At 68.0% G+C, this 26,324-nt stretch carries 25 protein-coding genes and 1 riboswitch; of the genes, 19 read left to right on the top strand and 6 right to left on the bottom strand.

Annotated elements, in window-relative coordinates:
• The 10 genes from AC0IZS_RS28625 (at position 1) to AC0IZS_RS28670 (ending at position 9,738) form a co-directional block, all read left to right on the top strand.
• Positions 1 to 624, top strand: coding sequence for a phosphoadenosine phosphosulfate reductase domain-containing protein (locus tag AC0IZS_RS28625; RefSeq protein WP_471638784.1), 624 nt, complete (start codon positions 1 to 3; stop codon positions 622 to 624).
• A 19-nt stretch (positions 625 to 643) separates the two neighbouring features.
• Positions 644 to 1,594, top strand: coding sequence for a sulfate adenylyltransferase subunit CysD (gene cysD / locus AC0IZS_RS28630; protein ID WP_471638785.1), 951 nt, complete (start codon positions 644 to 646; stop codon positions 1,592 to 1,594).
• Positions 1,594 to 2,952, top strand: coding sequence for a sulfate adenylyltransferase subunit 1 (locus AC0IZS_RS28635; RefSeq protein WP_471638786.1), 1,359 nt, complete (start codon positions 1,594 to 1,596; stop codon positions 2,950 to 2,952). The genes cysD and AC0IZS_RS28635 overlap by 1 nt, the downstream gene beginning before the upstream one ends.
• A 135-nt stretch (positions 2,953 to 3,087) precedes the next feature.
• Complete coding sequence (fdxA, locus tag AC0IZS_RS28640; protein WP_179680748.1) at positions 3,088 to 3,417, top strand: ferredoxin FdxA; 330 nt, start codon at positions 3,088 to 3,090, stop codon at positions 3,415 to 3,417.
• A gap of 21 nt (positions 3,418 to 3,438) precedes the next feature.
• Positions 3,439 to 4,518 carry an NAD(P)/FAD-dependent oxidoreductase gene (locus AC0IZS_RS28645; RefSeq protein WP_471638787.1) on the top strand — a complete coding sequence of 360 codons (1,080 nt, stop codon included), beginning with the start codon at positions 3,439 to 3,441 and terminating at the stop codon, positions 4,516 to 4,518.
• A 54-nt stretch (positions 4,519 to 4,572) separates the two neighbouring features.
• Positions 4,573 to 5,274, top strand: coding sequence for a response regulator transcription factor (locus AC0IZS_RS28650; protein WP_471638788.1), 702 nt, complete (start codon positions 4,573 to 4,575; stop codon positions 5,272 to 5,274).
• The gene (locus AC0IZS_RS28655) at positions 5,271 to 6,584 is read left to right on the top strand and encodes an ATP-binding protein (RefSeq protein ID WP_471638789.1); all 1,314 of its coding nucleotides are present in this window, start codon (positions 5,271 to 5,273) and stop codon (positions 6,582 to 6,584) included. The genes AC0IZS_RS28650 and AC0IZS_RS28655 overlap by 4 nt, the downstream gene beginning before the upstream one ends.
• A 1,119-nt stretch (positions 6,585 to 7,703) precedes the next feature.
• Entirely contained in the window at positions 7,704 to 8,777 is a 1,074-nt protein-coding gene (locus AC0IZS_RS28660) for a peptidase associated/transthyretin-like domain-containing protein (protein ID WP_471638790.1), read from the top strand.
• A gap of 186 nt (positions 8,778 to 8,963) precedes the next feature.
• The gene (locus tag AC0IZS_RS28665) at positions 8,964 to 9,140 is read left to right on the top strand and encodes a hypothetical protein (protein WP_471638791.1); all 177 of its coding nucleotides are present in this window, start codon (positions 8,964 to 8,966) and stop codon (positions 9,138 to 9,140) included.
• Between the two features lie 115 nt (positions 9,141 to 9,255).
• Entirely contained in the window at positions 9,256 to 9,738 is a 483-nt protein-coding gene (locus AC0IZS_RS28670) for an ABC transporter substrate-binding protein (protein ID WP_471638792.1), read from the top strand.
• Between the two features lie 44 nt (positions 9,739 to 9,782).
• Here AC0IZS_RS28670 and AC0IZS_RS28675 read toward each other — a convergent pair whose 3' ends face one another.
• The 4 genes from AC0IZS_RS28675 to AC0IZS_RS28690 form a co-directional block, all read right to left on the bottom strand.
• Positions 9,783 to 10,316: an Rrf2 family transcriptional regulator gene (locus tag AC0IZS_RS28675; RefSeq protein ID WP_471638793.1), complete on the bottom strand. Its 534-nt coding sequence runs from the start codon at positions 10,314 to 10,316 to the stop codon at positions 9,783 to 9,785.
• A gap of 345 nt (positions 10,317 to 10,661) precedes the next feature.
• Complete coding sequence (locus AC0IZS_RS28680; protein ID WP_471638794.1) at positions 10,662 to 11,006, bottom strand: hypothetical protein; 345 nt, start codon at positions 11,004 to 11,006, stop codon at positions 10,662 to 10,664.
• A gap of 76 nt (positions 11,007 to 11,082) precedes the next feature.
• Positions 11,083 to 12,267: an esterase-like activity of phytase family protein gene (locus AC0IZS_RS28685; RefSeq protein WP_471638795.1), complete on the bottom strand. Its 1,185-nt coding sequence runs from the start codon at positions 12,265 to 12,267 to the stop codon at positions 11,083 to 11,085.
• 440 nt (positions 12,268 to 12,707) lie between these two features.
• Positions 12,708 to 13,568 carry a hypothetical protein gene (locus AC0IZS_RS28690; RefSeq protein WP_471638796.1) on the bottom strand — a complete coding sequence of 287 codons (861 nt, stop codon included), beginning with the start codon at positions 13,566 to 13,568 and terminating at the stop codon, positions 12,708 to 12,710.
• 197 nt (positions 13,569 to 13,765) lie between these two features.
• A riboswitch (TPP riboswitch) is annotated at positions 13,766 to 13,870 on the top strand.
• A gap of 114 nt (positions 13,871 to 13,984) precedes the next feature.
• On the opposite strand from AC0IZS_RS28690, the gene AC0IZS_RS28695 reads away from it, so the two are divergent.
• A complete protein-coding gene (locus AC0IZS_RS28695) occupies positions 13,985 to 15,271 on the top strand; it encodes a purine-cytosine permease family protein (protein WP_471638797.1) in 1,287 nt (428 codons plus the stop codon).
• Here AC0IZS_RS28695 and thiD read toward each other — a convergent pair whose 3' ends face one another.
• The gene (gene thiD, locus AC0IZS_RS28700; protein ID WP_471638798.1) at positions 15,272 to 16,132 is read right to left on the bottom strand and encodes a bifunctional hydroxymethylpyrimidine kinase/phosphomethylpyrimidine kinase; all 861 of its coding nucleotides are present in this window, start codon (positions 16,130 to 16,132) and stop codon (positions 15,272 to 15,274) included.
• A gap of 256 nt (positions 16,133 to 16,388) precedes the next feature.
• On the opposite strand from thiD, the gene AC0IZS_RS28705 reads away from it, so the two are divergent.
• Genes AC0IZS_RS28705 through AC0IZS_RS28720 form a run of 4 tightly spaced genes read left to right on the top strand, consistent with a single transcriptional unit; the run spans position 16,389 to position 19,433 of the window.
• Positions 16,389 to 17,516 (top strand): FAD-dependent oxidoreductase, encoded by a 1,128-nt coding sequence (locus AC0IZS_RS28705; protein WP_471638799.1) that lies wholly within the window; start codon positions 16,389 to 16,391, stop codon positions 17,514 to 17,516.
• The gene (gene thiS, locus AC0IZS_RS28710) at positions 17,513 to 17,710 is read left to right on the top strand and encodes a sulfur carrier protein ThiS (RefSeq protein ID WP_471638800.1); all 198 of its coding nucleotides are present in this window, start codon (positions 17,513 to 17,515) and stop codon (positions 17,708 to 17,710) included. The genes AC0IZS_RS28705 and thiS overlap by 4 nt, the downstream gene beginning before the upstream one ends.
• Before the next feature lie 15 nt (positions 17,711 to 17,725).
• Entirely contained in the window at positions 17,726 to 18,532 is an 807-nt protein-coding gene (locus AC0IZS_RS28715) for a thiazole synthase (protein WP_471638801.1), read from the top strand.
• Positions 18,525 to 19,433, top strand: coding sequence for a thiamine phosphate synthase (locus AC0IZS_RS28720; RefSeq protein WP_471638802.1), 909 nt, complete (start codon positions 18,525 to 18,527; stop codon positions 19,431 to 19,433). The genes AC0IZS_RS28715 and AC0IZS_RS28720 overlap by 8 nt, the downstream gene beginning before the upstream one ends.
• Positions 19,434 to 19,485: 52 nt before the next feature.
• Here AC0IZS_RS28720 and AC0IZS_RS28725 read toward each other — a convergent pair whose 3' ends face one another.
• A complete protein-coding gene (locus tag AC0IZS_RS28725; RefSeq protein ID WP_471639591.1) occupies positions 19,486 to 21,735 on the bottom strand; it encodes a type IV pilus assembly protein FimV in 2,250 nt (749 codons plus the stop codon).
• A 112-nt stretch (positions 21,736 to 21,847) separates the two neighbouring features.
• Here AC0IZS_RS28725 and AC0IZS_RS28730 point away from each other — a divergent pair, with 112 nt between their 5' ends.
• From AC0IZS_RS28730 to AC0IZS_RS28745, 4 genes are all read left to right on the top strand, one after another.
• Complete coding sequence (locus tag AC0IZS_RS28730) at positions 21,848 to 23,371, top strand: 3-hydroxyacyl-CoA dehydrogenase (protein ID WP_471638803.1); 1,524 nt, start codon at positions 21,848 to 21,850, stop codon at positions 23,369 to 23,371.
• 37 nt (positions 23,372 to 23,408) lie between these two features.
• The gene (locus AC0IZS_RS28735; protein WP_471638804.1) at positions 23,409 to 24,188 is read left to right on the top strand and encodes an oxepin-CoA hydrolase, alternative type; all 780 of its coding nucleotides are present in this window, start codon (positions 23,409 to 23,411) and stop codon (positions 24,186 to 24,188) included.
• Positions 24,189 to 24,373: 185 nt separating this feature from the next.
• The gene (locus AC0IZS_RS28740; RefSeq protein WP_007857510.1) at positions 24,374 to 25,093 is read left to right on the top strand and encodes a Crp/Fnr family transcriptional regulator; all 720 of its coding nucleotides are present in this window, start codon (positions 24,374 to 24,376) and stop codon (positions 25,091 to 25,093) included.
• A 114-nt stretch (positions 25,094 to 25,207) separates the two neighbouring features.
• Positions 25,208 to 26,293: a phosphotransferase gene (locus AC0IZS_RS28745; protein ID WP_471638805.1), complete on the top strand. Its 1,086-nt coding sequence runs from the start codon at positions 25,208 to 25,210 to the stop codon at positions 26,291 to 26,293.
• Positions 26,294 to 26,324 lie beyond the last annotated feature (31 nt).

Below are 26,324 nucleotides of genomic sequence, written 5' to 3' on the forward strand. Positions count from 1 at the left end.
ATGAGCCAATTCGATCTCGCATCCATCAATGCCGAACTCGGCCGCAACGCCGAAGGCCTCGTTGCCTGGGCCCTGGGCCTGGGCCAGCGCCCCATCGTCACCACCAACTTCCGCCCCTTCGAGGCCGTGATCCTGCACATGGTCAGCCGCGTGCAGCCCGATGTGCCGGTGGTCTGGATGGACAACGGCTACAACACCGAAGCCACCTACCGCTTTGCCGACGAAGTGGCGAAACAGCTCGGCCTGAACCTCAGGATCTACCTGCCGCGCCGCTCGCGCGCGCACCGCGAGGCGGTGGAGGGCGCCACGCCGGGTCTGGACGATCCGCGGCACGCCGCCTTCACCGAGGAAGTGAAGCTCGAACCCTTTACCCGCGCCCTGCGCGAGACAGCCCCCAAGGTCTGGTTCACCGCGCTGCGCGCCACCGACACCGCCGTGCGTGCCCAGATGGACCCGGTGAGCATCAACCCCGACGGCCTGATCAAGGTCGCGCCGCTGCTGCACTGGTCGTCCAAGGAGCTGTACGAGTACTGCCAGAAGCACGGCCTGCCGAACAACTTCGACTACGTGGACCCCACCAAGGGCGAAGAGAACCGCGAGTGCGGCCTGCACATCGCGCACTGACCCCACCGCAGACCCGACCATGAACGCCCGCACCGATGCCGCGCTGCTGCAGAACAACAACATGAGCCACCACCTGAACAATTCGCACCTCGACGCCCTGGAAGAGGAAACCATCTTCATCCTGCGCGAAGTGGCCGCTGCCTTCGAGCGCCCCACCCTGCTGTTCTCGGGCGGCAAGGATTCGCTGGTGATGCTCAAGTGCGCAGAGAAGGCTTTCGGCGCGGGCCGCATTCCCTACCCGCTGCTCATGATCGACACGGGCCACAACTTCAAAGAGGTCACGGACTTCCGCGACTCCCGCGCCAAGGAGCTGGGCGCCGAGCTCATCGTGCGCAACGTCGAGGACTCCATGGCGCGCGGCACGGTGCGCCTGGCCCACCCCGGTGAAAGCCGCAACGTACACCAGTCGGTCACGCTGCTCGAAGCCATCGAGGAGTTCCGCTTCGATGCCCTGATCGGCGGCGCCCGCCGCGACGAGGAAAAGGCGCGCGCCAAGGAGCGCATCTTCTCGCACCGCGACAGCTTCGGCCAATGGCAGCCCAAGGCCCAGCGCCCCGAGCTGTGGACCCTGTTCAACACCCGGCTGCAGCCCGGCGAGCACTTTCGCGTGTTTCCCATCAGCAACTGGACCGAGCTGGACGTTTGGCAGTACATCGACCGCGAGCAGATCGGCCTGCCCAGCATCTACTATACGCACAAGCGCGAGGTGGTGGACCGCAAGGGCCTGCTGATGCCCGTGACCGAGCTGACGCCACCGCGCGAAGGCGAGACGGTACAGACGCGCGACGTGCGCTTTCGCACCGTGGGCGACATCACCTGCACCGCACCGGTGGAAAGCACGGCCGCAACCCCGGCCGAGATCGTGATCGAGACGCTGGCCGCCGACGTGAGCGAGCGCGGCGCGACCCGCATGGACGACAAGACGAGCGATGCCTCGATGGAAAAGCGCAAGAAGGACGGGTATTTCTGATGACCACCGCACACCAAGCCACCGCCCCGGCCACAACCAGCGCCGGCAGCAACCATGCCTCGGCCCTCAAGTTCATCACCTGCGGCAGCGTCGACGACGGCAAGAGCACGCTGATCGGCCGCCTGCTGGTGGACAGCCGCGCCGTACTGCAAGACCATCTGGCCGGCGTGCAGCGCGGCGGCGAGACCGACCTGGCCCTGCTCACCGACGGCCTCTCGGCCGAGCGCGAGCAAGGCATCACCATCGACGTGGCCTACCGCTACTTCGCCACCGAGTCGCGCAAGTTCATCATCGGCGATGCGCCCGGCCATGAGCAGTACACGCGCAACATGGTCACCGCCGCCAGCAGTGCCGACGCCGCCGTGGTGCTGGTCGATGCGACCAAGCTCGACTGGAACAACCCTGCCCTGGCACTGCTGCCGCAGACACGCCGCCACTCGCTGCTGGCCCACCTGCTGCGTGTGCATTCGCTGGTGTTCGCCGTGAACAAGCTCGACGCCGTGGCCGACCCGGCCCTGGCCTTCGCCCACATCAGCGCCGCCCTGGCCCAGTTCGCCGAGGCGGCCGGCATTGCCGTGCGCGCCACGGTGCCGGTGTCGGCCTTGAAGGGCTGGAATGTCGTCGACGCCCATGCGGGCTGGTGCGGCTACAACGGCCCCACGCTGCTCGACGTGCTCGAACAATTGCCCAACACCCCGGCCGACACGGGCCTGCCGCTGGCCTTCCCGGTGCAGTGGGTAGAGAAGTTCTCCTCCTCGTCCGATACCTCGCAGGGCCGCCGCGTGTTCTGGGGCCGCGTGGCCGCAGGCAGCGTGGCACCGGGCACCGCCGTGCAGATCTTCCCGAGCGGCCAGAGCGCCACCGTGGCCCAGGTGCTCGACCATGCGCGCCGCCCCGTGGGTGTGGACGCGGGCCAGAGCGCCGGCATCATCCTCGACCGCGAGGTGGATGTGTCGCGCGGCGACTGGATCCTGGCCGCCCCCACGCCTGCTGCGGCGGCTGCCGACGACGATTTCGACACCCCTGCCGCCGTGCCGGCCTGGCCCGCCAGCCGCGAGCTGCTGACCACCGTGGCCTGGATGGACGACGAGCCCCTGGTGGCCGGCCGCGTGTACTGGGCGCTGCACGGGCACCGCTGGGTCAAGGCCAAGGTCAAGCGCGTGGTGCACCGCCTGGACATCAACACCCTGGCCGAGGACGACGCCACGCAACTCGACCCCAACGCCATCGGCCACGTGGAACTGCTGCTGCAGGAACCCCTGCCCGCGGCCCCTTTCGGCCAGGCACGCGTGCTCGGCTCGCTGATCCTGGTGGACACGGCGAGCCACAAAACGGCCGGCGCCGTCCTGGTCAACTGATCCGCATTCGCAATGGGCACCTCTTTGTGTGCCCCAAACCCCTGAGTCACCCCCTCAGACCCAGGGGCCCCGCAACCCAAGGCCGGTGAAAGCTCCTAAAATAGAGGGTTTTCACTGACCCACACAACTCTCGTCATGACCCACGTCGTCTCCGAAAACTGCATCAAGTGCAAGTTCACCGATTGTGTGGACGTCTGCCCCGTGGACTGCTTCCGCGAAGGCCCGAACATGCTCGTCATCGACCCCGATGAGTGCATCGACTGCGCCGTCTGCATCCCCGAGTGCCCGGCCAACGCCATCTTCGCCGAAGAGGACCTGCCGGCCGACCAGATCGCCTTCATCAAGATCAACGCCGACCTGGCCTTTGCCGACGGCTGGAAGAGCATCACCAAGCGCAAGCCCGCCCTGCCCGACGCCGACGAGTGGAACGGCAAGCCCGGCAAGGTCAACGAACTGGTCCGCTGAGCGGCATCGCTGCATTCGCCGGTGTCCACGCTCGCGCAACCGTCCCCTCCCATCGCCACGGATGCCGTGGTCATCGGCGCAGGCCCCGTGGGCCTGTTCCAGGTCTTCCAGCTCGGCCTGCAGGGCATCACCGCCCATGTGATCGACGCCCTGCCCCATGCCGGCGGCCAGTGCGTGGAGCTGTACGGCGACAAGCCCATCTACGACATCCCGGGCGTGCCCGTGTGCAGCGGGCGCGAGCTGGCGGCCCTGTTGCTGCAGCAGATCGCCCCGTTCAAGCCGCACTGGCACCTGGGCACCCTGGTCGCGTCCGTGGCGCTGCAGGACGATGGCCGCATCCTCGTCGAAACCAGCCAGGGCCAGGCCCTGCTGGCGCGCAGCGTGTTCATCGCCGCGGGCGTGGGCGCCTTCGTGCCGCGCACGCTCAAGGTCGACGGCATCGAGCCCTGGGTGGGCACGCAGGTGCACTACCAGCACCTGCCCGCTGGCACATCGGTGGCCGGCCAGCGCGTGGTGGTGCATGGCGGCGATGACGCTGCCGTGGCCCATGCCATCGCCCTGGCGGCCCTGCCCGGTGCCGACGCCCCGGCCAGCATTCGCCTGCTGCACCGCCGCGATGCCTTCCAGGCGCAGCCAGAACAGCTGCAGCAATTGCAGGCCCTGCGCGATGCAGGGCGCGTCGAGGTCATCGTCGGCCAGATCACCGGCGTGGTGGCCGAGGGCGGGCGCCTGACCGCCCTGCAGGTGGTGGACACCGAGGGCCACACGGCCAACGAACCGCTCGACTGCCTGATCGCCGCGCTGGGCATCTCCCCGCGACTGGGGCCGATTGCCGACTGGGGCATCGCCATCGAACGCAAGCAGCTGGTGGTGGACACCGCCAGCTTTCGCACCAGCGTGCCCGGTATCTACGCCGTGGGCGACATCAACACCTACCCGGGCAAGCGCAAGCTCATCCTGTGCGGTTTTCACGAAGCCACGCTGGCCGCCTTTGCCGCGGCCGAGGCCCTGAGCGGCGACAAGGTGGCCTTGCAGTACACGACCACCAGCCCGAGGCTCCACGCGCTACTGGGCGTTGCCACGCCGCAAGCGGCCTCCTGAATCCGCCGGGGCTGTGCTACCTTCGGCCCTTCGCCACTGCCACAAGATTTCCGCATGATCCGATGCCTGCTAGTGGACGACGATCCCGCCATCCGCACCCTGCTGCTCGACTACCTGGCAACCTTCGGCTTCACCACCGAGGCCGTGGGCGACGGCCGGGGCATGCGTGCCGCCCTGGCGCGCCAGGGCTTCGACGTGGTGCTGCTCGACCTGATGCTGCCCGACGAGGACGGTCTGACCCTGTGCCAGTGGGTGCGCCGCGACCATGGGCAGTTGCCGGTCATCGTGCTCACCGCCCAGGGCGACCCCATGTCGCGCGTGCTGGGCCTGGAACTCGGGGCCGACGACTACCTGTCCAAGCCCTTCGAGCCGCGCGAACTGGTGGCGCGCATCAAGGCCGTGCTGCGGCGCGGCGCGGCCGCCCCGCCCCAGGCCGACGCGCCCCAGCTGCGCTTCGAGGGCTGGACCTTCGACCGCCTGCGGCGCGAGCTGGTCTCGCCCGACGGCACCATGGTGGCCCTGTCGAGCGCCGAGTTCCGCCTGCTGGAGGCGTTCACCGCCCATGCCGGCAAGGTGCTCAGCCGCGACCGGCTGCTCGACCTCTCGCGCGCCCCCGGCGTGGTGGTGAGCGACCGCAGCATCGATCTGGCCGTTTCGCGCCTGCGCGGCAAGCTCGGTGAAGGCCAGCGCGATCGCCCCCTGATACGCACCCTGCGCGGCGAGGGCTACCTGTTCGACGTCGAGGTGCAGCGGTGAAACCCGCGACACCGGGTGGGCGGTGGAATTGGCGCCGCCTGGACACCCTGTTTCTGCGCCTGTTCATCCTCATGTGGGTGGCATTGGCCGGCAGCCACCTGGTGGCCTACCTTACCGTCACCCAGCTGCGCCACCCGCAGGACCTGTCCACCACGCTCTCGCGCCTGCCGCCGCTGGCCTCGCTGCCGCCCGGCAACCCCCTCACCGGTGCAGGCGTGCCGGGCGGCACGCCGAGGCCCGGCGGGCCCGGCGCCAATCCCTGGCCCGGGCCGCCACCTATGGACGGCGAACGCATGGCGCGACCGCCCGTGCAACCACCCGGCGGCGCGGCAGCGGGCAGCGACGGCCGCCCGCCCAACCCCTTCACCGCCGGCAACCCGCCGCGCATGGGCGGGCCCATGCCCCTCAACTCGCTGTGGATGGACTATGGCATCCGCTTCGTGCTGATCGGCCTGGCGGCCTTCCTCGGTGCACGCTGGCTGTCGCGCCCCATGCTGCGCCTGTCGCGTGCCGCCAGCGCCCTGTCGCAGGGCATCGACAAGGGCGGCAAGCCGCCCGTGCTGGATGAAACACTGGGCACCGTGGAAGTGCGCAATGCCGCCCAGGTGTTCAACCAGATGTCGCAGCGGCTCAAGGAGCAGTTCGACGCACGCGGCCTGCACATGGCCGCCGTGTCGCACGACCTGCGCACGCCCCTGACCCGGCTGCGCATGCGCGTGGCCCAGTGGCCCGAGGGCCCGGCGCAGCAGGCCGCCATCAGCGACATCCGCGAGATGGACGAGATGATCGGCGACACCCTGGCCGTGCTGCGCGAGCAGCACGAGGGCAGCGAGGCCCGCTCCATCGACCTGGTGGCCCTGCTGCAGGCCCTGGTGGACGACCTGGCCGAGCAGGGCCTGCCCGTGGAACTGCAGGCCACGGCCGGCAGCGCCCCCGTGCGCGTGCGGGCCCGCACCGCTGCACTGCGCCGCGTGATCGGCAACCTGGTGGGCAATGCCGTGCGCCATGGCGGCGGCGCCACGCTCAGCGTACACGCCCTGCCCGAAGGCGCGGTGCTGCACATCGACGACTCGGGCCCCGGCATCCCCGAGGCCCAGCTGGAGCAGGCGCTGGAGCCCTGGGTGCGGCTGTCGCAGGACCCGCTGCCGGCGCACGCGATGGCCGGCGACCTCCCGGCGAACAAGGCGGGCTATGGCCTGGGCCTGGCCATCGCCCGCGACCTGGCCGAGCGCGATGGTTGCCGGCTGAGTCTGCACAACCGGCCCGAGGGCGGGCTGCGCGCGCAATTGGTGATACCGCTGGCAGGCTGACTGCTTGCTGCTTGTTGCCGCGAGAGGCCCGGAGCGCGTCCACTTGTGCTGAAGCCAGAGTCCGGGATGTGAGCCCCGTGCTGCCACTGTTTTTAGGGGTGTGCCTTGGTTGAGGGCGGGAGCCGGGATGTGCGCCCGGCGGCGCACCCACCTTCTTTTGCGTCGCCAAAAGAAGGTGGGCCAAGAAAAGGCGACCCCCAGTCTGCGTCCCCCTTTCGCCCTGTCGGGCAAAAGGGGGCAACCTGCGATGCTCGGATCTGGGGTGGTGCCGATGAACTCGCTGCGTTCCCCCTGCGGGTGAACTCCGCTCAAACAGCATCGGCAAGCCAGATCACTAAGTGCGTGTGTCCTTCGGCACACGCACCCACCCCAGATCCTGCGCTTCTCGGCGCAGCCAGCAGGGGTGGGGAGCGGGGTCAGAGACGGCTGCTGCTTCGCAGCTGCGCCTGGGGTCGGGTACGCGCTGCGCGCTGCCGACGCCAAAGCGCAGCGAGGCGCAACGGGGCCGAGCGAAGCAAAGGCCCGTGTGGAGCCCGCTCCCACCCCCTTCTGACCGTGCCGAGAAGCGCAGGGCCTGGGGTGAGCGCGTGCCGAAGGACACGCGCATCGTCATCTGACTCGCCGAAGCTGTTTGACCGGAGCTGCCTCGCAGAGGCAGCGCAGGGAGTTCTTCGGCGTCACCCCAGGACCGAGCATCGCAGGCTGCCCCACTCGCCCACCGGGCGAGTGGGGACACGGGCAGCGGGGTCGTCTTTTCTTGGCCTACCTTCTTTTGACGAAGCAAAAGAAGGTAGGTGCGCCGCCGGGCGCACATCCCGGCTCCCGCACCACGCACAGGCACGCCACCACCAAAGCCCTAGCCCGTCGAAGGCCCTCGGCCGCCGGGCCGAGACCCAGCCTCCGCCCTCAAAAACAACATCAGGAGCAACCACCGCCCAAGCCATTCGAGTAGCGATCCAATAGCCCTTCATTTCAACCACGACACAACCTGCATAAACAGGGGACACAGGCCGGCGAGACACTGTGCACACGGTCACCCCGACAGCCAGTCAGCCAGTCAGCCAAAGGCAGCGCAGTCCGGGTGGATGGTTTCCTTCTTCAACAGAACCTGTAAAGCCCATGAACACCAACGCCCTGCACCACGATGACGACACCGCCCACCACCATGGGCTCCAGCACGACCTCAAGACCCTGACGCGACAGGCCGCCACGCGCCGCAATGCGCTGCGCTGGCTGGCCGTGGGCAGCATGGCACCGCTGTCCCTGCTGTCGGGCAACAGCATGGCCGACACGGCCAGCGACGCATCCACAGTGCTCAATTGGGCCCAGGCCAGCTACCCGCAGTGGTTCCCGGCCAGCTCGGCCGTGGCGCAGAGCAACGCCAATTTCATCTTCCGCTTCTACCCCACCACCGACAACTACCTGGGCGTGAGCCTGCAGGATTCGAACCTGTACGCCTACGGCCGCGAGACCGGCTATGCCTTCCTGAACCTGGGCCCCCTGTCGCACTGGGTGAGCATGGCCGCAGGCGGTGCCACCAGCCAGACCTGCAGCATCATCCCGCAGGAGACGGCCGGCCCCTACCCTGGCGACGGCACCAACAGCAACCAGTCGGGCGTGGCCAATGCGCTCACGCTCTCGGGCATCGTGCGCAGCGACATCCGCCCCAGCATCGGTGGCGCCACCGGCATCGCGGCCGGCATCCCCCTGCGCATTGAGCTGGAGCTGGTCAACGCCGCATCGAGCTGCGCCAGCCTGTCCGGTTACGCCATCTACCTGTGGCACTGCACGCGCGACGGCCTGTACTCGATGTACTCGAACGGTGTCACCAGCGAGAACTACCTGCGCGGCGTGCAGGAGACCAGCGCCTCGGGCGTGGCCACCTTCCAGTCCATCTTTCCGGGCTGCTATTCGGGCCGCATGCCGCACATCCACTTCGAGGTGTACCGCAACCTGGCCAGCGCCACGCGCGGCTCCAACGCCATCCGCACCTCGCAGATGGCCTTTCCCACCGCCGTGTGCCAGCAGGTCTACACCGCCGACGGCTACAGCGCCAGCGTGCGCAACCTCTCGCAGATCACCTTTGCCACCGACAACGTGTTCAGCGACGGCGTCTCGCTGCAGACCGCCACCGTGACGGGTGACAACAGCGCCGGCTATGTGGCCAAGCTGCGCATGGGCGTGAACGGCTGATCCCCCGCCCCCTTTCCCTGCATTCCCTCCCTTGGGTGCTTCCGGCTGGCCGGAGCACCCTTTTTTTTCATGTCCTGCGGGAACGTGCTGCAACCGAATCCGCACTACAGCCGGGACACCCAACGGCCTACAACCGGTTGGCCCTCCCGCGCCCACAATTCGCTCACAACACCGGGAGACACTTCCATGAGCGCGATTCCACCCAAGGACACCTACCAGTTGGTCTTCGACCGCCTCACCGAGCAGGACTCGACCACGGCAGAGCGCACGGCGCGGCTGCTGGCCCAGGTCATCGACCACCTGGAGCAGCGCCGGGAGCTGGACCGCCAGGAAATCGAGGACATGGTCTACAAGCTCGGATGATCTGGCCGGCCCCGCACGGGCGGGTATCCATGCGCGGCCAATGCCTTTGGTGCAGCAGGGCCAAAGACCGGTTCAGTAGCATGTCCGCTCACCTGTACAAGGACTCGACCTACCCATGAATGCTTCGCTTCGCACCACCTCGGCCGTCATCGCCCTGGCCATGGCCGCACTGACCGTACCCACGCTCGCCCAGGCCAAGCGCATGGGTGGCAGCAGCAAGCCTGCTGCGGCCCGCCCGGCACCGGCAACGGCAGCCCCTGCTGCAACCGCCGCGCCCAAGGCGCCAGCGACTCCTGCCACCCCAGCAGCCGCCGCACCCGCTGCAGCAGCCCCGGCGGCAGCAGCCCCTGCTGCGGCAGCGGCGCCCGCAGCGGCGCGCCCCGGCATCGGTTCCACCCTGGGTGCCGCTGCCGTAGGCGGCGTGGCCGGCGCCATGATTGGCAATGCCATGGCCAGCCCCAGCGCGGACAAGGACGCCAAGGCCAAGGAAGCCAAGCTCAAGGAAGCCGAAGCCGCCGAAAAGGAAGCCAAGGAGCTGCAGCGCAAAGCCGATGAAGCCAAGGCCAAGGCCGAGGCAGCTCGCACCGCCGCCAAATAACCCCTTCGGCTTGCAGCGGGTCCGCCTGGCCCGCCATGTCGCTACTACTCCAGCGCCCGTGAGGCGCCCAGCGCAAAGACGGAGTTGGGAACCCCTTCCCTGGGCAGCTGCGGCCGGGGCTTCACGCGCTTGGCAGGGTTGTTTTTCTCTGCGGCGATGTGTACACGCTCGATGGGCGCCTGCTGGCTCACCAGTTCCGCCACGGACACCGATGCCAGGTACTCCATCACCGAGTGGTTGAAGGCCGCCCAGAGCTCTGCCGTCATCGCGCCCTGCGAGCTGCTCATGGCATCGCCCAGTCTGCCCGCCCCACCCGGCTTGCCCACCTCCGAGGCCAGTACGATGTCGGCCACCGAAATATCGCGCGCACCCCGGGCCAGGGTGTAGCCGCCGCCCGGGCCCCGGGTGCTGATCACCAGCCCCGCCTGACGCAGACCGCTGAACAGCACCTCCAGGTAGGACACGGAAATCTCGTACCGCTCGCTCAGGGCGGACAACGCCACCGGGCTGCCCACGGAGCGGGACGCCAGGTCCACGATGGCGACAACGGCAAATTTGCTACGGGTGGTCAGGCGCATGGGCGACTCCGGAAATGGGGTTGGGGGTGCTGCGCGAGCACCCGGTTGTTGTTCTTTTTCATGGTGGTTCTTCTTTCCCCGCAGCAGCAGCTGCATCCAGCCGGCATGGCCCCAGTCCGATGGCCAAACCCCGGGGAGAGACGATGGGCGATTTCCATGGTGATTTCAGGGGCCAGGGTCACGGCGCCAAGGGTGGCAGCGCATGGGAGTCCGGCAGGTGGTTCAGTGTGCAAGGGGAAGCGCGCAACAGCCATGTGCGCGTGGCTCAAGGCGGCCAGGGTGGCCGCCGGCGAGTGAAAAGCCGCGTCGGGTCGAGCGAAGGGGTGCCGGCCGTGGGCCGGGTGCTCAGGCGAGGATGCCTGGGGCTTTTGGCGGCTTGTGCGGCGGCGCAAGCGCCACGGAGGGCGTGCGCACCAGGGCCAGCGGAATCAGGCCCCTGGCCGCAGCCGTGCCGGTACCAGCCAGCGCCGTGGGCTGCAGCAGGTCCGGAAAATCCTGCCGGTCATCGAGCAGGGCATGGTCGTCCGCATCGGAGTTGGCTCCGGGCGCCTCGTGCGCCGGTGCGCTCTGGCTCAGTACGGCCAGGTCCTGCGGCTCGAACGATGGCAGGGGTTTGCTGGAACCGACGACGGAAATCCCCACGCACAGCAGAAAGTGCAGGAGGAAGACGGCGACAAGGCTCCGAAACATGGTGATCGATTATAGGCAGCATGGCGGGCCTCCCAGGCCCGCCATGCATTCACATCGCGATCGGCAATGACCCAGATCAAGGAAGCACTTCAAACACCAGGTACTGGTTGCGGTCGGTCTGCGAATCCGCCGTGGGGAAGTTGTCGTCCGCCACCACGACCAGCGAATCGCGGCCATTGGCCAGCTTGGGGCCGAAGGTGATGCCTTCCAGGTTGGCGATGCCGCCGAGCGAGCCCTTCAAGGTCTCGAAATCGAGCACCAGTCGCTTGGTGACCGGCGTGTAGCTGGCACCGGCCAGTGCGGAGGTGGCCAGCACATTGGTGGCATTGGCGGTGTTGATCTCGTACAGACGCGCCTGGTTGCCCACCACGCCGACCGAGAAGCTGCGCTCCAGCACCAGGAAGCGCGTGGCGCTCAGGGCCAGGATTTCCGTCGCGCCGCTGACCGTGAACTGGTCCGCCGGCACAGGCACGGCTTGCACCTTGTCCACGGGGTAGGCGTACTGCGCCACGGCGGCGCCGGTGCTGCGGTCGAACATCGTGATGCGCGAGACGCTGCCGGCGGTGGTGGTCGATGCCGGGCCATCCTGCAGCAGCGCGCCCTCCATCAGCACGGCCGCCCGGCTGTTGTCGGGCGTGAAGGCGATGCCCTCGAAGGCCAGGTTGCCGCGCGGACCGGTGTTGTCGGCCGACATGCGGAGCATCGCAGGGATCTGGTACTCGCGCACATGCGTGCCGTCAGGCCGGATTTCGCGGATGAAGGGGTCGATGATGCGCGCGGCGCTCGTGCCCGAGGCCAGCGTGCGGTCGCCCTCGCTGACCCAGACATAGTTGCCCGTGGCGCGGTCGATGCGCACCGACTCGGGGTCGGCCACCAGCGGATCGGGCACCTTGGGGTACACCGCGCCGCCCGGTTGCTTCATGCTGAAGGTCGAGAGGAACTGCACGCCGCCAAAGCTGCTGGTGTCGTAGTTCAGGCGCACGGTGTACATGCGCGGCGCATTCGCCGAATCGGTCGTCGTGCGGTCATCCGACAGCAGGATGAACTGGTTGCTCTTCTCGTCGTAGTCGATGCCCGAGATGCCGCCGACCACCGTGCCCTGGTACTCCATGCGGCGCGGCAGGATCTGCTGGCCGATGAGGCGCAGGGAACCGACGCTGCGCTCGCCGTTGCTGCTGTCATCGCTGCCGCCACAGGCGGCGAGCAGTGCGGTGGCGGCGCACACGGCGCCCATGGTCCAGATGCTGCGAAGAACTGTCATTGTGGTTTTCCCCCGTGAGTGAAGCCGGGGAGTCTAGGGAGGGCGTATGACAGAACGGAGACCGCCGAACGGCAGATGGCGCCCCTGCAATGTCTGCAAGGCAGGAAAGCGATGCTAAATTTGCGGCAACCAAAAGGATCCCTGTGCCGCTCTTGAGACTCTCGTGTGCCAGTTGCTCAGCCCCACTTGAGATCAGCGAGGATCTGGAGCGTTTCGCCTGCGGCTACTGTGGAACCGAACAGATCGTCAAACGCGCCGGTGGCGCCTTCTGGCTGAAAAAAATCGAGACAGCTGTCCGGGACGTGCAAAAGGGCACGGACCGCACGGCTGCGGAGCTGGCCCTGGTGCGGCTGGAGCGTGAGCTGGAAGCAGCCCAGGAAAGCAAGGCAGAACTGGTACGTGAAGCGCAGACAAAGCGCCACATGGCCCAGGCCGGACGGCTAATGCACTGCCTTATCCCCTTCCTGGCTGTGTTCCTGATAGGCCCCTTCATCATCCTCCTGCTCAACGAAACGTTCACCGGCTTGCCTGTCTTTTTCTGGCTTGTGGCTTGTGTGGGTGTCCCGGTGCTCGCTTTCCGGTCGATCAAGATGCCCCCCATCGGTATTCAGTCGGCACTGGCGGAGATCGACGCGCGAATCGCGCAAATCCAGGAGCGCATTGGGATGAACCGTGCCGTTCTGGATGCGCCGCCGGCCTGACGGTGTGCCGAGGCCGTGAGCGCCATGGCCGCAGCAAGCCGGCAGCGTGTCCAGAATGCGCCGGTTCGCCGTGATGTGCGCTCGAACCTTGTCGATCTGCTCGTCCAGGTGCTCCGTCTCTTGCACCAGATCGAACTTCGGCAGCTTGGTCTTCCGATAGACCAGGGCCGGGGTCCCGACCGCTACGATCCAAAACACCACAATCTGCAGGGCATTGCCCAGCGTTGACGTCGGATTGATCGGGCTGACAAACATCGCCCAGAGGATCACGACGCTCACCGTGGCGATGATGGCCACCGTGCGTCGACTGCTTTTGGCTTCCTCCAACCGCGACTGCACCCGATGCAGCACTTGGGCCCTCTGCTCCATGAGTTCATCGAGCTCACGGTTCAAACGGGGCATGGCCAATTCCGCGGCCGTTCGATCAGTGCCCCTTTGCACGGCGCTGATCGCCGCCTCCAGCTTGCGCGTTGACACCACCCCGCCCGAGCGCTCAACGATCTGCGCCGTCCCGCAGTAGCTGCAGGTGAATCGCTCCAGATCCGCACGCACCTCCAGCGGCGCAGAACAGTTTGCACAAGACAAGGTCAACAACGGCACAACGACACCCTCCTTTGAATCGCTCGAATTTACCATCCGCGACCGAATGTAAAAGCACCCAAATGGCGCAGATGGTCAATGGAAATGCATGCAACCTGCGCATCCTCGGCAAGCCCGTCCGGCCCCGATGAAGTACCCCGCGCAGACCCAGACCGGCCCGCCAAAACGCGGGCCGGTCTGCTTCTGGCGATAGAATCGCGCCCAGCTAGGGGTGCCGAAGCCGGGAAACCGTCGGAGGCTGAGAGAGTCCCTTTGAACCTGATTGAGATCATCCTCGCGCAGGGAAGCAGTTCGCATACGCCATACCTGGCGCTCCGCTACCCATGCACATGGGGCTGGTGCGTTGGGGTCCAGCCAGTACGCTGCCGACCCTGCTCTGTCGTCCATCCATTGATTGAACGGAGAGCCCAACCACCATGTCTGCCCACGTTTCCACATCTGCCGCCGCACCCGCCAACGAGGCGCTGGCGCCGGTTTCCCCCGAGCACCGCGTCTTCCAGTGGCATGACCATGCCTCGCTCTGGTTCAGCCTGGGCGTGGGCCTTCTGGTCATGCAGGTAGGCAGCTACCTCATGCCCGCCCTGGGCACCAAGGAGGCCTTGATCGCCATCGTCGCCGGCTCCATCGTGGGCGCGGGCCTGCTGGGCTGGGTGGCCAAGCTGGGCTGCGACAGCGGGCTGGCGAGCGCCGGGCTGATGCATGCGGTCTACGGCCGCACCTTTGCCAGCCTGCCCATCATTCTCAACATCGTGCAGTTGGTGGGCTGGGGCACGTTCGAACTGGTGGTGATGAGCGAGGCGACGGTGGCCATCGGCCGCCAGTCGGGCAGCATGGCCGGCACGCAGTGGCCGGTGCTGGCCACGCTGCTGTGGGGCGGCGTGGTGATGCTGCTGATCAGCGCCTCCATGGTGCAACTGGTGCGCAAGCTGATTGCGCGTGTGGCCCTGCCGCTGGTGGTGCTGTCGCTGCTGTGGCTGAGCTGGCAGTTCCTGTCGCTGGCCCATGCCCAGGGCTTCGATCAACTGTGGAACCGCCCGGGTGCCGGTGGCATGGGCGTGCTGCCCGCACTCGACCTGGTGATCGCCATGCCGATCTCGTGGCTGCCGCTGGTGGCCGACTATGCGCGCCATGGCAAGAACGGGGGATCGGCGCTGCGCGGCACCTGGCTGGGTTACGCGCTGGCCAACATGTGGTGCTACACGCTCGGTGTGCTGGTGGCCCTGACCCTGCCGAGCAAGGACCTGGTGCAGGCCCTGCTGCTGGCCCAGGGCGGGCTGATCGCGCTGTCGCTGATCCTGATCGACGAGGTGGACAACGCCTATGGCGATGCCTATTCGGGCGCCGTGTCGGCCCACAGCCTGCACCCGCGCTGGGGCGTGCGCCGCTGGGGCATGGCCATGGCGGCCGGCTGCACTGCATTGGCCCTGGTGCTGCCCATGCACAGCCTGGAGCCCTTCCTGCTGCTGCTCAGCTCGGTGTTCGTGCCGCTGTTCGGCGTGATCCTCGGCCGCCTGGCCTTTGGCACCAACGCCCCGGCGCTGCTGCAGCACGCACCCCGGATCAACTGGCTGCCCGTGGCCATCTGGCTCGTGGGCATTGCGGTGTACCACCTGGCGCCGCTGGTGTTGCCGGGCGCGGGCTCTGCCCTGCCCGCGCTGGTGTTCAGCTTCGGCCTGGCCTGGGCAACACGGCCCAAAGCCTGATCAGAACACCCGCTGCGCCACCGGCGCATAGCCATGGTTCAGCGGACCATGGCCGCCACCGGTGACCACATGCGCCCCTGCGGAAATGGCACCCAGAATGTAGGCACGCGCACTCTCCACTGCCTGCTGCAGCGGCAGGCCCAGTGCCAGCTGCGCTGCGATGGCGGACGACAGCGTGCAGCCCGTGCCATGGCCGTTGTGCGTGGCGATGCGGGCCGACTGCAGGCGGTGGCCAGGGTGACCTGGGGTGGCCAGCATGTCCACCACCCAGTCACCGGGCAGGTGGCCGCCCTTGAGCAGCGCGGCACGCGCGCCCAGGCCCAGCAGGTCCTGCGCGGCCTGGTCCAGGTCATCCAGGCCCGCCAGGGTGCGGCCCAGCAGCCAGCCGGCCTCATCGAGGTTGGGGGTGATCACCTCGGCCAGGGGAAACAGCTCCCGCACCAGCACGGCCACGGTCTCCTGCGCGATCAGGCGATCGCCGCTGGTGGCGACCATCACCGGGTCGAGCACCACATGGGGCAAGCGGTACTCACGGATGGCCTCGGCCACCACGCGCACCACCTCGGGCGAGTGCAGCATGCCGATCTTCACCGCATCGACGCCGATGTCCTGCACCACGGCGTCGATTTGCGCCTTGAGCATCTCGGGCGGAATGCCGTGGATGCCCGTCACGCCCCGCGTGTTCTGCGCGGTGATGGCGGTGATGGCGGTCATGCCGTAGCAGCCCAGCGCAGCAAAAGTCTTGAGGTCGGCCTGGATGCCTGCACCGCCCCCGCTGTCGGAACCGGCGATCGAGAGCACGCGTGCGTAGCGCGGGGCCGTGGAGGGCCCTTGGGGCGCGTTGGGGGAGGCAGAAGTCATGGGCGAAAATTATCCTTGATCCGGCAGCAGCCCTGCCGGCGCATGACCTGGGTCAGCCCCGACCAGGAGGGTTGTGCTGTAATTGCGGCTTACGGACGAAACAGGGGTGTCCCGCCCATGCGGCGCGCGACTGAGAAATACCCTGGGGCCTGCGTACACGCGGCCCCGCTACCCGATCCAGGTCATGCTGGCGTGGGGAGTTTCCACAGTGACGGAAAGCCATCCCGTTTTGTCCACCTGTTGCACAGCTGGACGCATGAAAACCCAACCCTCCTCGTTTGCCATTCTGGGCGCCGGCCTCATGGGCCGGCTGCTGGCCGTCGAACTGGCGCGCCAGGGCCACAGCGTGGACATCTACGACGCGGCGGGCCCGGCAGCCGAGCAGTCGGCCGCCACCGTGGCCGCGGCCATGCTGGCGCCGCTGGCCGAGTCCGCCGTGACCGAGCCCGGCGTGGTGCGCATGGGCCAGCACGGGCTGGTGCGCTGGCCGCAGCTGCTGGCACGGCTGGAGAAGCCCGTCTTCTTCCAGCAGCAGGGCACGCTGATCGTCTGGCACCGCCAGGACGCGGGCGAGGCCCAGCGGCTTACGCTCCAGTTGCAGGCCAACCACCGGGCCGTTCCCGAACTCCCCGCACTGCAGGTGCTTGATGGCACGGGCCTGGCCACCGTGGAGCCGGCCCTGGCCCACCGCTTCACCAAGGGCCTGTACCTGCCCGGCGAAGGCCAGCTCGACAACCGCCAGTTGCTGGCCGCCCTGTTGCACGAGATGCAGCGCCTGGGCGTGGACACGCACTGGCATGCACCGCGCCACCCCGATGCCTTTGCCCCCGGCGAGCCGGGCCAGCCCGACTGCGTGCTGGACTGCCGCGGCCTGGGCGCGCGCGACCCGTGGCGCGCCCTGCGCGGCGTGCGCGGCGAGGTGGTACGCGTGCATGCACCCGAGGTCACGCTGCAGCGCCCCACGCGCCTGGTGCATCCGCGCTACCCGATCTACATCGCGCCCAAAGAGGACCACCTGTTCGTGATCGGCGCGACCGAGATCGAGTCCGACGACCTCTCGCCCGCCAGCGTGCGCTCCACGCTGGAACTGCTGAGCGCCGCCTATGCCGTACACAGCGGTTTTGCCGAGGCACGCATCCTCGAGGTGGCCACCCAGTGCCGCCCCACCCTGCCCGACAACCTGCCCGCCATCCGCCAGCAGCGCCCGGGCGTGCTCGAAATCAACGGCCTGTACCGCCACGGCTTCATGATCGCGCCAGCCATGCTCGACGTGGTGATGGAGCTGCTCGCCGCGGGCCAGTCCCGGCTCGCCCCCCGATTCGATTTGAACCTGCAGTTGCTGCAGCAGCCCCAGGAGGCGGCTGCGGCCGCCCTTTTGCCATGAACGTTTCCATCAACCAGACCCCACACGAGCTGCCCGAGGGCGCCACCGTCATCGACGCCGTGGCCGCCATCGCGGCGCGCCCGCCCTTCGCCGTGGCCGTGAACACCGTTTTCGTGCCCAACAGCCGCTACGCAGCCCAAACCCTCCAACCGGGCGACAAGGTCGAAGTCATATCCCCCGTCACCGGCGGCTGAACCCCTCCCCATACCATGACCACACCCACCGATCCCCTGGTCCTGTACGGCCAGACCTTCGCCAGCCGGCTGCTGCTGGGCACCTCGCGCTACCCCTCGCCCGCCGTGCTGGAAGCAGCCGTGCAGACTTCCCGCCCGGCGATGGTCACGGCCTCGCTGCGCCGCCAGGGCAGCAACCCGGCCGAATCGGGCGCCAGCTTCTGGGAGCTGCTGCGCCGCCTGAATGTGCCGGTGCTGCCCAATACCGCGGGCTGCCACAGCGTGCAGGAGGCCATCACCACGGCGCAGATGGCGCGCGAGGTGTTCAACACGCCGTGGATCAAGCTCGAGCTGATCGGCGACGACTACACCCTGCAGCCCGACACGCTGAACCTGGTGGGTGCGGCCGAGCACCTGATCAAGGAGGGCTTCCAGGTGCTGCCCTACTGCACCGAGGACTTCGTGCTGTGCCAGCGCCTGGTGGACGTGGGCTGCCAGGCCGTGATGCCCTGGGCGGCGCCCATCGGCACCGGCCGCGGCCCGGTGAACCCCTATGCGCTGCAGATGCTGCGCGAACGGCTGAAGGTGCCCATGCTGGTGGATGCCGGCCTGGGCCTGCCCTCGCATGCCTGCCAAGTGATGGAATGGGGCTATGACGGCGTGCTGCTCAACACCGCCGTGGCCCTGGCCCAGGACCCCGTGGCCATGGCCGGTGCCTTTGCCAGTGCCGTGCAGGCTGGCCGCACCGCGCGCCTGGCCGGTGCCATGACCGCACAGGATGCTGCCCAGCCGAGCACCCCCGTGCTCGGCACCCCCTTCTGGCACCACGACGACCATGCCTGATACCGCCCCCACCGAACTGGCCAAGGCCATCCTCGCGCACCATGCAGCCACCTTTGCAGGTTTCAATGCCGAACCTGTGCCGGCACCCACGTCCAGCGAGCCGGCCTACCTGGCGGCGCTGCACGCGGCCAGCGCCCTGGGCTTCATTGCCCACGACGCCGAATGCATCGCCCGCGCCTGGCAGGCCCGCACCGCGCGCACCGGCGCCCTGAGCCCCGAGACCTGGCCCGACGAGCCTGCCGATTTCGGCCTGCAGGGCCTGCCGCGCACGCAGGCCTTTGCCGCCGGCCCCAAGGACCTGGGCCTGTATGCCGTGCTGCCCGATGCCGCCTGGGTGGGTCGCATGGCCCGCGCGGGCGTGCCCACGGTGCAACTGCGCTTCAAGTCGGACGACCCGGCCGCCATCGACCGGGAAGTCAACGCTGCCGTACAGGCGGTGCAGGACACTGGCGCGCTGCTGTTCATCAACGACCACTGGCGCGCCGCCATCAACGCCGGGGCCTACGGCATCCACCTCGGGCAGGAAGACCTCGACGCCCTGAGCGCGGGGGACCTGCAGACCCTGCGCAGCTCGGGCCTGCGCCTGGGTGTGAGCACCCATGGCTATGCCGAGATGCTGCGTGCCGACGCCGTGGGGCCGAGCTATATCGCCATGGGCGCGGTGTTCCCCACCACGCTCAAAAAGATGGCCACCGCGCCGCAGGGCGTGGGCCGGCTGCGCGGCTATGCGCAGCTGCTGCGCAGCTACCCGCAGGTGGCCATCGGGGGCATCGGGCAAGCGCAATTCCCCGAGGTGCTGGCCACGGGCGTGGGCTCGATCGCCGTGGTGCGTGCGCTGGTCAACGCGCCCGACCCCGAAGCGGCGGCTGCGGCACTGATGCAGGCCATGCAGGGCTCCTGACGCGTCGGCAGCGCGGCCCCACAAGAAAAACAGGCCCTGGAGGCCTGTTTTCTTACGACTTCTTGCGTTCGATGTCGTCCTTGCGCTGCTCCAGCTCCAGGCGCAGCTCCATGAGGTCGTTCTCCGCACCGAAGCCCACGGCCTGACCGGGTGGCGGTGGGGGCGTGACCGGCACGGGCGGCAGATCGCTCAGCGTGAGGTGCAGAGGCTCGGACAGGTCCACGTCCAGGTTCACAGACGACCGGGTATAGGTAGCAGGTGGGTGGCGCGGCTGCGCAGAAGTCAGCGGTGCCGGGGCCGAGGAAACCCCGGCGATGGGCGCCAGACCCGAGGCGGGCTCCAGCGTCAGCTCGGCAGGGCCAGACTGGCGCGCCACCGCCACCGGCGCAGGGGCGGACGATGCGGCGCCACTGAAATCGAATTCCAGGCTGGCGGCCAGCGAGTCGAGCGGAAAGTCGGGTTCGGTATTGTCCAGCGGCGACAGGAAGCCCAGGCCTTTCTCGGCAGCGGCTTCGAACGAATCTTCCACCGGCGTGGTGCGCTTGCGTGGTGGCGGTGCGCCCCGGGCGCTCGATGGCGTGGTCTGCGCGATGCCCAGCAGCAGCAGCAGGTCGTCGTAGGCGGCCAGGTCGAAAGGCTCGGCTGCCTGGTTGCCCGGGCGATGGAACAAAAACTTGTCCAGCGTGTGCAGCACGGCCGGAGAGCTCCACTCGGCTTCGATCTCGGCCAGTGCTTCGGGGTAGCGGTCCAGCGGACGGCCCTGGCGGTTGAAGGCCGAGAACTCGGGCACCTTGGCGTTGAAGTAGCGCATGAACTGCGAGCGCAGCAGCATGAAGTCTTCGGCCCGGCTCAGGGTGTGGAACAGGCGCAGCAGTTCCAGGTAGGCCACGGGCGTGGTTTCCTTGTGGTCCACGATGTGCTTGCGCAGCACCTCCACCGCCTGGTTGTGCTCGCCCACCGAGACAAAGAACTCGGCCTGCTGCTGGATGTCGAACAGGTCGTCGGGGTTGACGATCTGCAGGGCCCGCGCCGGCTCGACTGCAGGGGCTGTCACCCTGGCCGGCACCGGTACCGGAACCCGGGCGGCCGCAGCCGCAGCCACCGCAGTCGAAGCAGCGTACAGCGGCGCCGGCGCAGAAACCGGTTTGGCGTCCTTGAACAGGGCGGCACTGCCGGACGGCGCCATCAGATCGCCCTTCATCGAAGGGATGGGCAGGGTTTCGAGCGGCTCCCATCCGGGATCGACCTGCCCGGCCGTGGGCGCACTGGAGTCGACCGCGCTGACCTTGACCGACTCGCGCCACGACTTCTCGGACAGCACGGTCTGGCGGCTTGCGCGCTGCCATACCCAGGCGAGCAGGCCCAGCGCCAGCGCCAACAGGGCCCCCAGCACGTAGACGACCATGGACGGAAAGCGCTCGTGCGCCTCATCGAGCTGCTGCTGCAGTTGCTGCGTGGTGGCGAGCTGCTGGGCCGCGCCGGCCTTCACGGCCTTGGCCTCGGCCTCCAGCACGCGCAGGCGCTCGGCGTCCTGCGCCAGGCTTTCCGGTGTGGCGTTCAGGGCCTTCCAGGCGGCCGCTGCTTCGGCACGCTGGGGCGAGGCTTCGTCCGCCGGGGTGGACAGCAGCTGCGTCGTGGCCCGCAAGGCCACCGGGCTCTCCAGCCACAGGTCGAGCGGTTCCAGCACCAGGCGTGGGCCGGCGGATGCGGGGGCTGGCGCCTGCGCACTGGCCATCACGCGTGCATTGGCACGGGTCGGTGCGGCGGCGGCACGCGGCTCTGCGGGTGCGGCCCTGGCCGGCGCCGAGCGGGTGGGTGCCTGCGCTGCGGCACCACGGGCCGAGGCCTCGGCCGCGTTGCGGTCAGCAGGGGAGGAAGCATTGGCCAGGCCCGATGCGCCCACACCGGTGCCGCCCGCAAGGACCGGCGGCACGAGCGGCAGTTGCCCGGTGGCCACAGGGGGAACCCGCCCAGGGGGGTCGGCCAGAAAGGTGTAGCTGCGCGTCACCTTGCCGGAGCAGCCGGCAGTGAGCGTGACGGTGAGAACCGGCTCGTCGATGACCGAGGTGGTCTGCACGCGCACCGAGGCCGCACGCCCGGCCGATTCGGCCTGGGGCGTCACGCGCACCCGGGAGGCGCTGATGGGCGTATCACCCGCAACAAGAGTGGCTCCGATACATGACGATGCGACGTCAGAACCCTGGTCTGGCTGGATGTCGAAGCTCAGATCGACCGGTGACCCGATGACTGCGGCGCCCCGGCCACTGCCCAGCGAAAGCGCCGAGGCGCCCAGGGCAACCACCCACAAACCAGCTCCCAAAATGGTGTTACGGAGTTTCACAATAATTTCAGTTTTGAGCGCATCCCATTCTTGCACATAAGTGCGCAGGCATGTCCACAGCCATAATGGCGCTATGAAAATTCAGTTTCTCAACGTCGGCATCGTGGGTTCGGGCGCCATGGGCCGCGGTATCGCACAGATCGCCGCCCAGGCCGGCAGCCAGGTCTTCCTGCTCGACACCCAGGCCGGTGCAGCCCTTGCCGCCCAGAACAGTATCCACGACCAGTGGCAAAAGCTGGTAGGAAAAAATCGTATTTCTGCAGAGCAGGCCGCCGCCTGGTCTGCGCAATTGCACATTGTTGACAATACCGCCGGCCTGGCGCAGTGCGACCTGGTGATCGAGGCCATCGTCGAGCGGCTGGACGTCAAGCGCGGCCTGTTTGCCGAACTGGAGAAAGTCGTGGGTGCCGATACCGTGCTGGCCACCAACACGTCATCCCTGTCCGTCACCTCCATTGGTGCCGGCATGCAGCGCCCCGGGCGCCTGGCGGGGTTCCACTTCTTCAACCCCGTGCCGCTCATGAAGGTGGTGGAGGTGATTGCCGGGCTCAAGACCAGCCCGGAGGTCTGCACCGCCCTGTCGGCCTACGCCAAACAGATGGGCCACACGCCCGTGCTGGCACAGGACACGCCTGGCTTCATCGTCAACCACGCCGGGCGTGGCTATGGCACCGAGGCCCTGCGCATCGTGGGCGAAGGCGTGGCCGATTTCGCCACCATCGACCGCATCCTGCGCGACCAGGTGGGCTTCAAGCTCGGGCCGTTCGAGCTCATGGACCTCACGGCGCTGGACGTATCGCACCCGGTGATGGAATCCATCTACCAGCAGTACTACGACGAGCCGCGCTACCGCCCCAGCGTGATCACCGCACAGCGCCTGGCCGGCGGCGTGGTGGGCAAGAAGGTCGGCGAGGGCTTCTACCGCTACGAGAACGGCGTGGCCCAGGTGCCTGCCGAGCCACCGGTTCCCGTGGTCGCCGAGATCCCGCCCGTCTGGGTGTCGCCCCGCGCAGCACGCCGGGCCGAGCTATACCAGTTGCTCAAGGACCTGGGCGCCACCATCGAGACCGGCACCTCGCCATCTCCGCAGGCCCTGACCCTGGTGGCGCCGCTGGGTTTCGACGTGACCACCGTGGCCGTGGTGGAGCGCCTGGATCCGGCGCGCACCATCGGCATCGACATGCTGGTGGAAGAAGCCGCCACCAAGCGCCGCGTGCTGGCCACCAACCCCGCCACGCGCGTGGACATGCGCAACGCCGCACACGCCCTGTTCGCGCGCGACGGCAAGCCGGTGAGCGTGATCCGCGACAGCGGTGGCTTCGTCACCCAGCGCGTGGTGGCCACCATCGTCAACATCGCCAGCGACATCTGCCAGCAGGGCATCTGCAGCCCGCGCGACCTGGAAACCGCCGTCACCCTGGGCCTGGGCTACCCTCTGGGCCCACTGGCCATGGGCGACCGCTGGGGCCCGACCAACATCCTCGAAGTGCTGTTCAACATGCAGACCGTGTACGGCGACACGCGCTACCGCCCCAGCCCCTGGCTGCGCCGGCGCGGCGCCATCGGCCTGAGCCTGACCCACGTCGAAGAAGCTTGAGCCCCCTTCCAGAAAAGAAAAGCGACCCGGAGACACGATGCCCGCAGAACTCAAAAGCACCAGCCAGGGCAAGACCCTGGTCCTGACCATCCACAACCCCGAGCGGCGCAACGCCATCGAACCGGCCATCTATGCCGCCGGCGTGGAGGCCCTGAGCGTGGCCGAGAGCAGTGACGACATCCGCAGCGTGGTGATCACCGGTTCGGACAACATGTTCAGCGCGGGCGGCAACCTGCAGCGCCTGCTGGCCAACCGCCAGGAGGCCCCCGAAGTACAGGCACAGAGCATCGAAGGCCTGCACAACTGGATCGAGATGGTGCGCACCTACCCCAAGCCCATCATCGCAGCAGTGGAAGGGGCGGCTGCGGGCGCGGGCTTCTCGCTGGCCCTGGCCTGCGACATGGTGGTGGCCGCGCGCAACGCCGTGTTCGTGATGGCCTACAGCAACGTGGCGCTGTCGCCCGATGGCGGCGCCAGCTGGAGCCTGGCGCAGGCCCTGCCGCGCCAGATCGCCACCGAGATCCTGATGTGCGGCGACCGCATTCCCGCCGAGCGCCTGCACACCCTGGGCGTGGTCAACCAGCTGGCCGACCCGGGCAGCGCGCTGGAGGTGGCACTGGCCCTGGCGGAGCGCCTGAACGGGCGCGCGCCCAATGCGCTGGCCAGCATCAAGGAACTGCTGAACGACGCGCCCGGTAATCACCTCACGAAGCACCTCGCGAGCGAGCGCGACCACTTCGTGAAGAACCTGCACCATGCCAATGGTGGCATCGGCATCTCGGCCTTCCTCGACAAGCGCACGCCGACCTACGAGTAGGCCAGGGCCCGCCCCGGGCCACCACCACCCTCTTCAACACACACACGGCCCTTGCACAGGGCCGTGTGCGTTGGTGCGCGCATGGGCCCAAGGGGTATCCAAGACGCTCAGGTGACAACCCTGACGCAGCACGCCGGTCCCTCACGCGACAATGGGCCTGTTTCTAGTCACGCAAAAGACAGGCCATGGACGACCCGATTCTTACCATCGAAGAACGTGAAGCGATCAACTCAGGTCGCTGGTTTTCATCCCTTTCACCTTCTCTACGCCACGACATCCTGCGATGTGCCTACGTCAAACGCTTCAAGGATGGCGGCCTCATAGCCGCCCGCGGGGACCCGCCCGAGGAGTGGATTGCCTGCGCGCGCGGTGCGGTGCGGGTGAGCTCCACCTCCATCTCGGGCAAGCAGATCACGCTGACCTACGTGGAGCCGGGCATCTGGTTCGGCGACGTGGCGATCTTCGACGGGGACCGGCGCACGCACGATGCCTACGCGCATGGCGACACCACCATCCTGTGCGTGGCCAAGGCCGACTTCAAGAAGATCCTGGCAGCCCACACCGAGTTGTACGAAGCCATGCTGCGCCTGCATGCGCGGCGCATACGCCAGCTGTTCGGGCTGGTGGAAGACCTGAACACCCTGCCCCTGCGCTCGCGCCTGGCCAAGCAGTTGGTCCACCTGGTGCGCAGCTACGGCGTGCCCAGCCTGTCGGACGGCAGCGAAATGCGCATCGGCCTGCAATTGGCGCAGGAAGAACTGGCGCAACTGCTGGGCGCATCGCGCCAGCGCGTGAACCAGGAGCTCAAGTCGATGGAGCGCGAGGACGCCATCCGCATCGAGCCGGGCGGCCTCGTCATTCGCGACCGCGAAGCGCTGATGCGCATAGCCGACGCGGACACCTGAATTGGGCCGCAGCGAAGGCCGGCACGGCCCTCGCCACCTACAAGAACACCACCGCCTGCGCGCAGCGGTGGACAGAGACAAGCACGTGGCAACCCGCGTGAGGAACCTTAGTACATGAGCAATTTTGACCACTTCGTCGGCACCCGCGCGGTGTCGGAGCAGCACGCGTTCGACGTCGACGCCCTCACTGCCTGGCTCACCGCCCACATGCAGGGCTTCGAAGGCCCGATGACGGTGGAGATGTTCAAGGGCGGGCAATCGAACCCCACCTACAAGCTGGTCACGCCGAAGGCGAGCTACGTGATGCGCGCCAAGCCCGGCCCGGTGGCCAAGCTGCTGCCTTCGGCCCACGCGGTGGAGCGCGAGTTCGCGGTGATGAGCGGCCTGGCAGGCACCGACGTGCCCGTGCCGCGCATGCATGTGCTGTGCGAGGACGAATCGGTGATCGGCCGCGCCTTCTACATCATGGAATGCATGCAGGGCCGCGTGCTATGGGACCAGTCGCTGCCCGGCATGACACCCTCCGAGCGCGGCGACATCTACAACGAGATGAACCGCGTGATCGCCGCGCTGCACAGCGTGAAGTTCGCCGAGCGCGGCCTGGCCAGCTATGGCAAGCCCGGCAACTACTTCGACCGCCAGATCGGCCGCTGGAGCAAGCAGTACGTGGCCTCCATCACCCAGCCCATCCCCGAGATGGACAAGCTCATGGAATGGCTGCCGGCGCACATGCCGGCCAGCGCGCGTGACGAGGGCCACGTCTCCATCGTGCACGGCGACTACCGCCTGGACAACCTGATGTTCCACCCCACCGAGCCGCGCGTGATCGCCGTGCTCGACTGGGAGCTGTCCACCCTGGGCCACCCGCTGGCCGACTTCAGCTACCACTGCATGAGCTGGCACATCCCCGCCGGCATGGGCCGCGGCATCGCGGGCCAGGACATCGCGGCGCTGGGCATCCCCGACGAGGACAGCTACATCCGCCTGTACTGCGAGCGCACCGGCATCACCACGCCCGAGGCGCTCGCTGCCGACTGGAACTTCTACATGGCCTACAACATGTTCCGCATCGCCGCCATCCTGCAAGGCATTGCCAAGCGGGTGGAGGCAGGCACCGCCTCCAGCGCCCAGGCCAAGGCCTCGGGCGACACCGCGCGGCCCATGGCCGAGCTGGCCTGGTCGTTCGCCCAGCGCAGTTGAGAACACACCCCACCGATTACCAACGGAGACC

The organism is Acidovorax sp. AC410 (assembly GCF_979253235.1).